Annotated in this window: 5 protein-coding genes; all 5 read left to right on the top strand. The window is 63.6% G+C overall.

From position 1 onward, the window contains the following. Nucleotides 1-91: 91 nt before the first annotated feature. Nucleotides 92-877 carry an alpha/beta fold hydrolase gene (locus tag MJ605_RS15690; RefSeq protein ID WP_243042487.1) on the top strand — a complete coding sequence of 262 codons (786 nt, stop codon included), beginning with the start codon at nt 92-94 and terminating at the stop codon, nt 875-877. A gap of 14 nt (nt 878-891) precedes the next feature. Beyond that, nucleotides 892-1,209, top strand: coding sequence for a hypothetical protein (locus MJ605_RS15685; protein WP_243042486.1), 318 nt, complete (start codon nt 892-894; stop codon nt 1,207-1,209). A gap of 414 nt (nt 1,210-1,623) precedes the next feature. Further along, nucleotides 1,624-3,258, top strand: coding sequence for a ShlB/FhaC/HecB family hemolysin secretion/activation protein (locus MJ605_RS15680; protein WP_243042485.1), 1,635 nt, complete (start codon nt 1,624-1,626; stop codon nt 3,256-3,258). A gap of 63 nt (nt 3,259-3,321) precedes the next feature. Next, nucleotides 3,322-12,612 carry a two-partner secretion domain-containing protein gene (locus MJ605_RS15675; protein ID WP_243042484.1) on the top strand — a complete coding sequence of 3,097 codons (9,291 nt, stop codon included), beginning with the start codon at nt 3,322-3,324 and terminating at the stop codon, nt 12,610-12,612. Next, nucleotides 12,609-13,307, top strand: a complete 699-nt coding sequence (locus MJ605_RS15670; protein ID WP_243042483.1) for a hypothetical protein — start codon at nt 12,609-12,611, stop codon at nt 13,305-13,307. The genes MJ605_RS15675 and MJ605_RS15670 overlap by 4 nt, the downstream gene beginning before the upstream one ends. Nucleotides 13,308-13,331: the final 24 nt, after the last annotated feature.

Genomic DNA, 13,331 nt, shown 5'->3' with positions numbered 1-13,331 from the left:
TCGCCATCTGACATGCGGCGTTGCGGAATCCCATGGTTCACCCCGACCGGATCCTCCCGATCCGGTCCTTCCCATCCCAAGGAGATTCGAGATGAAGAAACTGCTCGCCGGGCTGGCGCTCGCCGCCGCCATGCTCATCGGCGCGGATGCGTTTGCGCAGATGCGGATGCCCAGCAAACCTTTCATCGTGCTGGTACATGGCGCGTTTGCCGATGCGTCGAGCTGGAACGGCGTCATCAGGATCCTGCGGAAAGACGGCTACTTCGTCATCGCCGCCGCCAATCCGCTGCGCGGCGTGAAAAATGATGGCGCCTACATAGGCAGCCTGGTGACCGACCTCAAGGGACCCGTGGTGCTGGTCGGGCACTCCTATGGCGGCAATGTCATCACCGAGGCCGCCAACGGCCGTGGCAACGTCAAGGCCTTGGTCTACGTCAGCGCCTTCGCTCCCGATACCGGCGAGACCGTTGCCGGACTAGCCGGCCAGTTCCCCGGCGGCACGCTAGGACAAGCGCTTGCGCCGCCAGCCGAACTCGCCGATGGCGGCAAGGACCTCTACGTCGTCCAGGACAAATTCCCCGCGCAGTTCGCGGCCGACGTCCCCGCGGCCCAGGCGGCACTGATGGCCGCAACACAGCGTCCATTGGCGGCATCAGCGCTCGACGAGAAATCGGCCGGCGTCGCCTGGAAGTCCATCCCTTCCTGGTTCATCTACGGTGGCGCGGACAGGAACATCCCGCCAGCGGCGATGGCGTTCATGGCCAAGCGCGCGCATGCGAGGGATACGGTCGTCGTCAAGGATGCCTCCCACGTGGTGATGGTGTCCCATCCGGAAGCCGTCGCACACCTGATCGAAGAAGCCGCGACCGCGAAATAGGCGGCAGGGCCCGCGTGCGCATCGCGGACTTTCCTGATGCGGATGTCCTCCGCATTCAGCAGGGTTTCGTGCGCCCCCGCATCGAACTGGTCACCGTGGCCACCGATAGCATCGCTGACGGCCAAGCGATCACCCACCGCCTTCACCGTGCGGGAATGGACGGATTCCCGGCCCGCGCCTATGCCGACGACACACCGGACCGCCTCAATTACCTGCTGGATCCGGACTGGGGCGGTGAGATGCCACACGTACTGGTAATCCGCGCCGATGGCAGCAGACACGGCTACAGCGGCTTGCTCAACGAAACCCTTCTTCGCAAGCTTCGACCTTGATGACATTGTTATCAGGCACCCTAGCCAGAGACGGCCGGAATGTCTCCCTTCAGGGGCGATAAGCCTGTCGGCCGACATCGCCAAGGGCACGCCCCACACCGGCATCATCGGATACGCCCTGGCTAGCAGCCATTTCCCTGCCCAACTTACAGACTTGCCTGATAGCCGCCGTACGGTAGCAGTCTCTAGCCTTCCCATTGGCCATCAAGCCCGCCGGTGCTGTCTTCCTCCATGAGATAGCACCCGTGGCGCACATGGCGCCAAACATCGCAACTCGCTCCTTCGCCGCCACCTCCCACACGGTGAGCGCGCCAAGGAGGTGGTCTGCGTTGCGTCCACGGGGAGTCTATGGTGGGGAAATCGGCAAGGCAACGTTGGATGTTCGTGGCATGTTGCCTCCCCACGGCATCCGCCATGGCGCAGTCGGTGGATGGCGCCACGCAGGAATGGCTGCGCCAGCAGGAACGCGAGCGCGCCTTGCGTGCGCAACAGGGCGCCACACCCGATGTGCGTTTGACCCCGCCGGGGAAACCGGTGGCGGATCGCCTGCCGGTCGATGAGTCGCCGTGCTTTCCCATCCGGTCCATTCATCTGGATGGCGAGGAAGCCTCCGCCTTCCGCTGGGCCCTGCAGGCCGTCGATCCCGCAAGCGATCCCGCTTCCGGTCGTTGCCTTGGTACCGACGGCATCCGTGTTGTGATGCGACGCGTCCAGAACGCCATCGTGGCTCGCGGCTACGTCACCACGCGCGTGCTGGCCAAGCCGCAGAACCTGCAAAGCGGCACGTTGACGCTGACCGTTGTGCCGGGTCGCATCCGCGCCATTCGCTTCGCCCCGGGAACCGACGCCCGCGCCACCTCCTGGCGCGATGCCTTGCCGTCCCGTCCCGGCGACCTGCTCAACCTGCGCGACATCGAGCAGGCGCTGGAAAACTTCAAGCGCGTGCCGACGACGGAGGCGGATATCCAGATCGTGCCGGCCGATGGCGATGCCCGTCCTGGCGAAAGCGACCTGCTGATCACCTGGAAACAGGCCACGCCAGTACGCCTGGGGCTCATGCTCGACGACTCGGGCAGCGAGGCCACCGGCAAATGGCAAGGCGGCGCCATCCTGTCGTTGGACAACCCGATGACGTGGAACGACCTGTTCTACGCCAACCTGGGCCAAGACGTACTCGATGGCCACCGCAAGGGCACGCGCAACTACCTGCTTCACTACGACGTTCCCTATGGCTATTGGCAGCTGGGCGCCACCGCAGGCAGCTACACCTACCACCAGACCATCGCGGGTTATGTCCAGGACTACATCTACAGCGGCACCAGCCATAACGCCGACGTCCGGTTGAGCCGGCTGCTGTATCGCCACGCCACCCTCAAGGCCGGCATGTATGTCCGGGCCTGGGAGCGCGATGCCAACAATTTCATCGACGATACCGAAGTCCAGGTGCAGCGCCGCCGGCAAGGCGGCTGGGAAGCGGGCTTCACCTACCGCCAGTTCCTCGGCGCGGCCACCCTGGACGCCAATACCGCGTATCGCCGCGGCACGGGAGCCTTCCGTGCGCTGGCAGCCCCCGAGGAAGCCTTCGGCGAAGGGACGTCGCATGCCGGACTCATCACCGCCGATGCCCAGCTCATCGTGCCGTTCCCTTGGCATGGCCAGCGCTTCCGATACATCGGCAGCTGGCGCACGCAATGGAACCGCACGCGCCTGGTTCCCCAGGACCGCTTCGCCATCGGCGGCCGCTACACCGTGCGCGGTTTCGATGGCGAACTCCAACTCGCCGGCGACCACGGCTGGCTGATCCGAAACGACATCGGCTGGGTCGTGGGCGGCGGCCAGGAGCTGTACCTCGGCGCCGACGTCGGCCATGTCGGCGGTGCACCCACCGCATGGGAACCGGGCAAGACCTTGGCGGGCACCGTTCTGGGCATGCGCGGCGGCTGGCACGGACTGGCCTGGGATGCCTTTGTCGGGATACCGATCGCCAAGCCCAAGGGCTTCCGAACCACCACCTCCACCACCGGTGTCAGCCTCAGCTGGTCCTACTAACCATCGCGGCCATGCACCAAACGCATGGTCTTGTTGTTGTGTGCCCGTCAGAGAAACACTCGCATGAACAAGCACTGCTACCACATCGTCTTCAACCAGGCCCTGGGTGTGTTCCAGGCGGTGTCGGAACTGGCTCGCCAGGCGGGGCGCGGGGCAGCCAAGTCAGAGGGCATCGTCACCACGGCGGTGCGACCGGTCAGCTGGAGGCTGTGGATAGCCTTCGGCTGGATCGGCTTCGCCTCAGTGGCAAGCGCGCAGATCACTGGCGATCCCAACGCCCCGGGCCACCAGCGCCCCACCGTGCTCAACGTGCCGGGTGCCGCGCCGCTAATCAACATCCAAACGCCCAGCGCCGCCGGCGTGTCGCGCAACACCTATAGCCGGTTCAACGTCGCCCCCGAGGGCGCGGTACTCAACAATTCGCGCACCTCCACCCAGACCCAACTGGCCGGCGCCGTCGCCGGCAATCCTTGGCTGGCTACGGGTACGGCCAAGATCATCCTCAATGAAGTGACCGGCGCCCATCCCAGCCAGTTGAACGGCTATGTCGAGGTGGCCGGCGACCGGGCCCAGGTGGTCATCGCCAATCCGGCCGGCGTGGCCTGCGACGGCTGCGGCTTCATCAACGCGAACCGGGTCACGCTGACCACCGGCGCGCCGGTGATCTCCGGCGGGGCACTCGATGGCTACCGCGTCACCGGTGGCGCCATCCAGGTCAATGGCGCGGGGCTCGATGCCAGCCGCGCGGACTATACCGACCTCATCGCCCGCTCCGTGGCCCTCAATGCCGGCCTCTGGTCGCCGCAGCTGCACGTGACCACCGGTGCCAACCAGGTCGGCGCCACCGATGGCCAGGTGGCCGCGATCCAGGGCATGGCCGACAAGCCCGTCTTCGCACTCGACGTCAGCGCGCTGGGCGGCATGTATGCCCACAAGATCACCCTGCTGGGTACCGAGCAGGGCGTGGGCGTGCGCAATGCCGGCACCATCGGCGCCCAGGCGGGCGACCTGGTGGTGACCCTCGATGGCCGGCTGGAGAACACCGGCAGTCTGCAATCGCAGGACAACGCGCGAATCATCGCGAGCGGCGGCGTGGCCAACAGCGGCACTCTCAGCGCCACGCGCGAGCTGGCCATCACCACGCCCGCCGATGTGGACAATGGCAACGGCCTGCTCAACGCGGGGCGCATCGCCATCGACGCCGGCGCGCTGCGCAATGCGGGTGGCACCATCGCGCAAACGGGTGCCCAGGCGATGTCGTTGCAAGCGAGCAGCTTGTCCAACCGCGACGGCCATATCGGCATGCCGCTGGCCGACGCCGGTAGCGGGATAGACGGCGCGCCCGCCACGGGCGCCCCCTCCGCGCCGCCTGGCGACGCCTCGCCGGGCGATGCCGCCGCGCCAGCGGATAGCGGGTCGATAAGCGCCACGCCCATCGCTCCGCTGGCCGATGGCGTGCTGCATATCACCGGCCTGTTCGACAACGACGGTGGCCGCATCAGCGCCGCCGCCGGTTTCGACCTGGCCGTCGACCATGGCTTGTTCAACGACGGCGGCCAACTGGGCTTGCGCCAGCTCACCCTGACCAGCGGCAACCTCAGCAACCAGGGCGGCACGTTGGCGATCGACGGTGCCGCCTTCCTCCGGGGCGGCAACGTCATCAATGACGCGGGCGAGTTGAGCGTCGGCGACGCGCTGACGCTCGATGTGCAGAACCTATCCAACCGGGGCGGCACGCTGACCCACGCCGGCACCGAGGCCACTACTCTCTCCGTCACCGGTACGCTGGACAATACCGACGGCATGCTGATCAGTGCGGCATCCTCGTTGGTGCTTGCCAGCCATACGCTTATCAACGAGCGCGGCACCATCACGCAGGTAGGCACGGATGGCTTAATGCTGAACACCGGTAGCTGGCAGGGTGCGGGGGGCACCTTAGCCACGGCCGGTGTGGCCTACCTCACCGCGGGCCACATCGACCATCGCGGCGCCACGCTGAATGCAACCCGTTTCACGCTCGAAGCGCAAAGCCTGGACAATCGCGGCGGCGTTATTACCGCCTCAGGTGACGAGGTCGCCTTGGGGGGCGTGGTCAACAACATCATCGTTGCCGACGACTTCGACAACGGCGATGGCGGCATCCTTGCCAGCAACGCCGACCTGACCCTCCAGGCCAACGTGTTCGACAACGCCAGCGGCACCGTGCAGTATGCCGGCGAAGGCACGCTGGACATCAGCGCCAACACGCTCCACGGCGCTGGCGGCACCCTCGGTAGCAACGGCCGATTGGTCATCACCGGCAGCACCACCGACGTAAGCGGCGGCACCACCTCGGCGCAACAGGTGTCGATCACCACCGGCACCCTGAACAACGCCCAGGGCAGCCTTGTCGCAGTGGGCGACCAGGCCATGCAATTGAACGTCAGCGGTGCATTCGACAACACCCAGGGCGCCATCGCGACCAATGGCGCCCTCCAACTCCAGGCGCAATCACTGATCAACGCCGAAGGCGCCCTCACCGCGGCTGGCAGTGCGCCGACGCAAGTGCAGGTGACCGATACCTTCACCAACACCGGCGGCACGGTGGCGACGCGGGGAGCGGCCACCCTCCAGGCCGGCAACCTGCTCAACCAGCATGGCGTCGTGCAGACCGGTGACGGCTCGTCATTGACGCTGGCGGTAAACGATCTGCTCGATAACAGCGATCAGGGCGTCGTGGCGGCGGAGGGTGACCTCACCGTAACCGCCACCACGCTCGATAACACCCAGGGCACCCTCCAGCACGCAGGAAGCGGCACCCTGCGCATCGACGCCATCGCGCTCGATGGTCGCGATGGCATCCTCGCCAGTAACGGCACGCTGGCGATAAGCGGCCACGCCACCGACCTGAGTGGTGGCGTTACCCAGGCACAAGCCATCCGCATCGACACCGATACGCTGAGCACGGCCGCTGGACAACTCAGCGCCCTGGGTGAGGATGCCCTGACGCTGCATGTCCATGGAGCCTTCGATAACACCGGGGGTACCGTGGTGAGCAATGGCGCCCTGTGGCTTACCGCTGCGTCGCTTGCCAACATGGAGGGCACGCTGATCGCTGCCGGGTCGGCACCCACCCAGATTGAGGTGGGCGGCATGTTCGACAACACGCATGGCACGTTTGCCAGTGCGGGCGCCACCACGGTGCAGGCCGGTTCGTTGATCAACCAGGCCGGCGTGCTTCAAGCGGCGGATGCCACACCGCTCACACTCACCATCGATGGCCTGCTCAGCAACGACGACGGCACCCTGCAAAGCAACGGCGAGATGGAACTCACCGCCGGCCGCCTCAGCAATCGAGGCGGCCTGGTGCAAACCCCGCAGGCGATCCATGCCAGCGTAGGTGACACGCTCGACAATACCGGCGGCGCGTTTATCGCCAATGGTAACCTGGATGTGCAGGCGACGACCCTGCTCAATCGCGACACACTGAGCAACGGCGCGAGCACACCCTTGGGCCTCTACGGTCAACAGGTCACCCTCAACGCCCATACCTTCGACAACACGCAAGGCCAGGTGGCAGCTCGCGACACGCTCGCCATCAGCGGTGGGGCGCTAAGCAATGCGGGTGGCGTGCTGGATGGCCAGGGCAATGTCACCATCACCGGCAGCACGCTGGACAATGCCGGCGGCCAACTGATCCAACGCGGCGATGCCGGCAGCCTCAGCATCGACCTCGCCCAGACCCTGGACAACACCCAGGGCGGCCTGATCGGCGCCGAAGGCAATGCGACCCTGCAAGTGGGCGCGTTCGACAACAGCGGCGGCGCCACCTTCGCCTTGCATGATCTGAATTTGCGCAGTACGGGGAACGTGCTCAATCGCGATGCGGGCCTGCTGCAAGCCGGCGGCATTTTGGGCTTGGCCGCCCAAGGCGGGCTCGACAACACCGGTGGCGCCATCGACGCCACCAGCGCGGCCACCCTGGATGCCGCGTCCTTCAGCAATATCGGCGGCCAGTTGTTGGCCGGCAACGCCGCCGACGCGGATGCCGTCCTGCGGATAAGCACCACCGGCACCATCGACAACCGGGGCGGTCTGATCGGCAACCGTGGCGGGGATGTGTTGCTCAGCGGCGCAGCCCTGGACAACAGCGATGACGGCACGCTCGTGGCCCAGCGCGATCTGACCTTGGATCACCTGGGCGCATTCGACAACCACGGCGGCACGGCCTATGCCACGGGCACCCTCAGCTACCAGAACGGCAACGCCACGCTCGACAATACCGGCGGCCAATTGGGCGCTGGCGATACCGCATGGCTCGACCTCGCGCGGATCACCAACACCAGCGGCCATCTACAGGCCAACGCCCTGTGGGTCACCACGCCCACGTTGAATAATGACGGCGGCGAGATCGACGGCACCACCGTGCACGCCACCCTCGCCACCTTGAACGGCATTGGCCGCCTCTATGGCGCGCAATGGCTCGACGCTCACTTCACCGGCGACTACGTCCACCTCGCCGGCCAACGCCTGGAAAGCGACGGACGCCTGGGCCTTGCCATCGACGGCACGCTCACCAACCAGGGCACCTTGCAGACCCCGGGCGAACTGGACATCACCGCCGACAACCTGGTCAATCAGGGCACCATCAATGCCAGCGCCGATGATGGCAGTGCGATGGCCAATATTATCGCGACAGGCAGCATCGACAATCAGGCCGGCGCCTCCATTGCCGGCGATATGCTCACGCTTGCCGCAACCGATATCACCAATGCCAGCAGCCAAGGCATCACCGGCGATGCCGTCCATATCGAGGCCGACACACTAACCAATGGTCACGACCTCGGTACCACAGATGCGGCGGTCGCCTATGGCGAAGGTTTTATCGGCGCCAGCCAGTCGCTGGATCTTCGCGTCGCCCAACACCTGGCTAACTTGGATGGTGACATCTACAGCGGCGGCGATCTCACCATCGAGGGGCGTGCGGACGGCACCCGCGTCGCCACTCTCGACAATGTCTCCAGCCGTATCCAGGCTGAAGGCCATGGCTTCATCGCTGCGGATGTCGCCATCAACCGTCGTCGCTTCATCGAAACCGAGCAATACGTGCTTGATCCAGACGAGCAATACGCGCTCGGCTCCCAGCGTGCTTACGACGGTGCGCTGACACCGGCCGAGCAACAGCGAGAAGCGCAGCTGCTCCAGAAGAACGACGATGGCGGCCTCACCAGTGTCGATCAAGTGGAACTGCTGTCCTATCTTCATCGCACCGGTTGGTCGCGTGTCGATCACGTCTCAGACGCCGACTTGGCCATCCTCAACACGACTTACAACCAGATCGCCATCGACAAGTACGGCCAGCGTGGTGGCTATCTGGTCATCGGTGCCAACGGCAACCCTGGAGCCGAATACAAACAGACCGACACCTACCTTACTGGCACGCGGATCATCCGCGAAAGCGCAGACAGCCAGATCCAAACCGGTGGTGATCTTGGCATCGACCTGGGCACGCACCTGACCAACTATGCATCGACCATCGTCGCCAATGGCGGCCTGATCATCGATGGCCGTGCTTACGACGGCACGCCAGATGCGCGCATTGCCAATGTCGCCGTGACGGGCCAGTACACCCTCCAGCGCGACATCGATGCACTGGTGCTTCCACCCGTACCCGTGAAGTACCTCAGCGCCGATGGCTGGAAAGACGATATGGCCGACTTCCCAGCACATATCAGCACCGACATCCTCACCGCCGCTGGTCCGGTGCTTGTGGGCAGCACCATCAAAGGACAGAACGTCAGCATCACCGGCCACGACGTCACCAACACCACCGTGGCGGTGGCAGGAGGCATGACCATGCTCGGCGCGGATGGCCTCGCCGGCCCCGGTCGCGCCACCCTGGGTGATACGGCGCAGGTGCAGGCCGGCAGTACCACCAAGGTGACCGGAACGCAGGGCCATGAGGTCAGCGGCACCGACCAAGTGGATGGCGCAACTACCCGAATGGTCGGTACCGCCGACCAGCCGCTGCCAGGCTATATGCCCCCTTCCAATGGCATGTACGGGCAGAACGCCGACCCCAGCGCACCTTTCCTGGTCACCACCGCACCGCGATTCGCCAAGGGCCCTTCGACCAGCTCCGACTACCTGCTGCAGGCACTGGGCTCCGATCCAAGCGCCATCCATAAGCGCCTGGGCGATGGCTACTACGAGCAGAACCTGGTGCTGGATCAGATCCTTCAACTCACCGGGCGTCGTAGCCTGGATGGTGGAGACCCGATCGCGCAGTACCAGGCCCTGATGGACAACGCCTCCACACAAGCGCAGTCATTAGGTCTGGCGCTAGGCGCGCCGCTCACCAGCTCGCAGATCGCTTCGCTGTCATCGGACATCGTATGGCTGGTCGATCAGGTGGTAGATGGTCAGCATGTCCTGGTACCCGTGGTGTACCTATCGAAGGCCACTGCCGACAAGATGCGCACCGGCGGTGCCCTGATCGCAGGCGACACCGTCAACGTGCAATCCAGCGGCACCGTTCGCAACGACGGCACCATCAGTGGCACCCAGAGCACCGCTATCAGTGCGGATACCCTGATCAACCGGGGCAGCATCAGCGGTGGGGACCTTCTAGCCATTGCCACCCGGGGCGATACGGTCAACGCCGGCGCACTCGATGCCAACGCCATTGCCATCCAGGCGGGAGGCAGCGTCATCAACGCTCCTGCGTTCGACGGCCTGGCCGCCTACGGCGGCACCATCACCGCCGGTGCCGGTGGCGTGCAGGTCGTCGCGGCAATCGACGTCATCAACCAGGGCAAGATCATCAGCGCGGGTGACGGCGTGGTCGTGGCAGGCCGCGACTACGTGCAGAACGCCGCCACCTCGGCCAGCGGCACCAAAGCGGCGGCCGGCAGTTTCTCCACAGAAGGCAACGCTGCCGTCGTCGCCGGGCGTGATGCGGTATTCGACCAAAGCACGATGAATGCGGGCCAGGTCGCCTACATCGAAGCCGGCCGCGATGCGCATTTCACGGCAGCCACCGTGCACGGCGGTACCGGCATCGGCGTGGTCGCTGGCCAGGACATCATCAGTGACGCTGTGACCGATCACACCGCCTCGGCGACGTTTACCAAGCAAGGCAAGAACTTTTCATCCTCCGTCACCATGGAGGACACCGCTCGTGGCAGCATTTTTGCCTCTGCCGGCGACATCAGCATGGCGGCCGGCCGCGATATCGCCCTTATCGCCGCCACCGCGCAAAGCGACGGTGTCATCGGCCTGGCCGCCGGCCGCGACATCAACCTACTGGCGGGTGAAGACACGACAAGTCAAACCCAGGATAGCTTTACCAAGCACGGCAAGACCAAAACCACGACACACGGCGAAACCATCGATATCACCGCCGTAGGTACCACCATCAGTGGTGCCCAAGGTGTAGTCATGGGCGCGGGACGTGATATCAACGCCGTCGCCGCGAATGTCGTCAGCAGTGAGGGGGCCGTGATCGCGCACGCGGAGCGAGACATCAACCTGCTGGCAGCCCAGAATGTGCACGCCCAGGCGACTGACAGCACCTCGACCAAAAAAGGCACTTTCTCCAAGAAGACCAGCGCCACCCACGACGAAGCCATCGACCTCACCGCCGTGGGCACTACCTTCAGCGGCAAGCAAGGCATCGCCATGGACGCCGGCGGCAGCGTGCTGGGCATCGGTGCCACCCTGCGAAGCAGCGATGGCGGCATCGCTGTGACGGCTGGCGATAAAGTGTCCTTCCTCGCCGCTGGCGACACCCATATCACCAATCACAGCGAGAAAACCTCTCGCTCCGGCCTGGGCTATGCGTTGAGTTCCGACGCCGGCACCAAGAAGAAGGAAGTCACCACCCAGCAAGTCATCGCCATTGGTAGCACACTCGACGCGAAAGGCCCTATCGTGGTCGTAAGTGGCGGAGACCAGACCTACCAGGCGGCCAACATCCGCAGCGATACCGGCACGGCCTTGCTCAGCGGCGGCAAGATCAACTTTGTCACTGCGACCAACAGCGAGAGCTACGCGCGCGACTCGGGCAAGCACAACGTCTACTACCAGGCGACCGATCATCGCCAGCGTCTAGACACCACTGAGATACAAACGTCTATCACCGGCCCTGTTGCCATGGCGGCCGTCGATGGCATCACGATTGGTGTGGGACAGAAGCAGGGCGAATCACAGGCGCAAGCCATTATCCGGGCGAGTCAGCAGCAACCCGGCACGGGTTGGATTGCTGACGCGCAAACTCAGCCCGACATCGAATGGCAAAGCATTGATGAGGTGCATATCAATGAGCACCAGCATCATGAAGGGCTGACGCCAGCGGCGGGTGCCGTAGTCACCATGGCTGCGGCTTATCTTACGGCGGGTGCGGCGAGCGCCTGGATAGGCAATGCATCGGGCGCGGCAGCGGGCTCAGGCACCGCGATGGCCGCTGCTGGCCCGGGCCTCACTGGTGCAACGGTTTCCGCTGGTTGGGCTAATGCCACACTCACGGGCATCGCTGCGGGAGCCGCTGGCGGAGCCACAGGTGCAGCGGCACAGGGTTATGACTGGAAGCTGGGTGCTCTGAATGGAGCTATTGCCGGGGGTATTTCCGGCGGAATCACAGGTGTATACGGCGAAACATACAACTTGGGTCGTCTGGCAACCGAAACGGCGGCTGGCTGTGGTACCAGCATGGCACTTGGTGGCAACTGTGGCGACGGTGCAAAGCTCGCTTTCACATTGAGCGTCCTGTCTTGGGCCGGGCAGGAGCTACGTAAAGATCAGATTGAGTCCTCTGAGCGCTTTAAAGGCGTATGTGATGAGGGAGGGAACTGCTACAGCAACCGGAGTGGCGAAAGTACCGGCGTGGATGGTGACAATTTCAAGCTGGGAGGGACTCGTATAAATCGCGACTTGCTAGAGACATTAGGCACAGTAACCGACAACCCAGATGGGACATGGACTTTCACAGGCACGGTAATCAATTCCGACACCGGTAAGGTCTATACGCTAGAGCAAGCATTGGCAAAGCAGGGTGGCCTTACAGGTGGTTCGCAAGGCCTCCAGGGCTCGATAGCCAAAGTTCCTTATACACCAGGCAGCTTTGCCGACCGATTAGTGGAATCGTTCGCAGGCCCCCACGACTGGCTTGGCAGTCACGCCGGATACAACGAGTTGGGTAACGCTGTTCAGGGGCCATCGACCTGGATCTACTGGTTCAATGAAACAACGACTGTGACCAACCTGGTGCCGGCAAGCGTTTTGGCATTTCCGACGCTTCTGCATCAATACGGTTTCTCGAACATCGATGCTGTCTGGCTGCAAACGCGGATGGGCCGAGACGGAGAGAAGAAATGATCAGGGTTGACCGGATTGCGAGGGCTTCCTTGCTTCTTTCTCTCGTGGAGTTGAGTGGCTGTTTGCACAGCCCCGCAAACTACCCCGGAACCCGAGCTTCTAGCGTAAAAGCGACTGATTACATCAGCGCTCAATGTCCAGACTTTAGCGGGACTTATGAAGGCGTTGGTGTGCGGATTGGTGGCGAGCCTCCCGAACATGAGGAGGTAAAAATGAAACGCGTGCGGACTATTTTTTTTGATCACACGTTCCCGATTACGGACGAATACGGCTGGCGAAAATTGCAAAGCAACTACCATGTACATGGGCCGCACAGTACTTATGAGAAACCGGATTACGCCACGGTGAGGCAGCTCGGTGATCGCTCCATACTGATCACCATTGGTTATACCGATCAAGTATTGGGAAGCTACCGTTCAGATTATGCCGACCCTATGCGATATATTTGCAAGGACGGCAGGCTTCAATGGGGAGGGGTGGATAGCAGGGTGCTTCGCTCGGAATGGGGGCCCAATCGCTCGGAAAGTAGCTACGTCATCTACTTGAATCCAGAAGGTGATCTGATCGCCGAAGATCGTCTGTCTGTCCATCAAACATTCTTGTTCGTTATTCCGGGCGGGACGTCGAAGTCCGCAAATATTTATCGGTTCAAGCGTCTTACATCGCTAGAGCCTGTATTACCGCCGTCACATTGATTATCTCTATTAAGCGCCACGAAA

Origin of the sequence: Dyella sedimenti, from assembly GCF_022760995.1 — a bacterium.
GTDB classification, from domain to species: Bacteria; Pseudomonadota; Gammaproteobacteria; order Xanthomonadales; family Rhodanobacteraceae; genus Dyella; species Dyella sedimenti.
The sequence above is the reverse complement of the archived record's forward strand: the minus strand, read 5'-3'. Positions and strand labels throughout refer to the sequence as shown.

What these genes read in the sequence shown, in the direction of transcription:
- MJ605_RS15690 (WP_243042487.1), top strand. Translation starts at nt 92, where the DNA reads ATGAAGAAACTGCTCGCCGGGCTGGCGCTCGCCGCCGCCATGCTCATC.
- MJ605_RS15680 (WP_243042485.1), top strand. Translation starts at nt 1,624, where the DNA reads ATGGCGCAGTCGGTGGATGGCGCCACGCAGGAATGGCTGCGCCAGCAG.
- MJ605_RS15675 (WP_243042484.1), top strand. Translation starts at nt 3,322, where the DNA reads ATGAACAAGCACTGCTACCACATCGTCTTCAACCAGGCCCTGGGTGTG.
- MJ605_RS15670 (WP_243042483.1), top strand. Translation starts at nt 12,609, where the DNA reads ATGATCAGGGTTGACCGGATTGCGAGGGCTTCCTTGCTTCTTTCTCTC.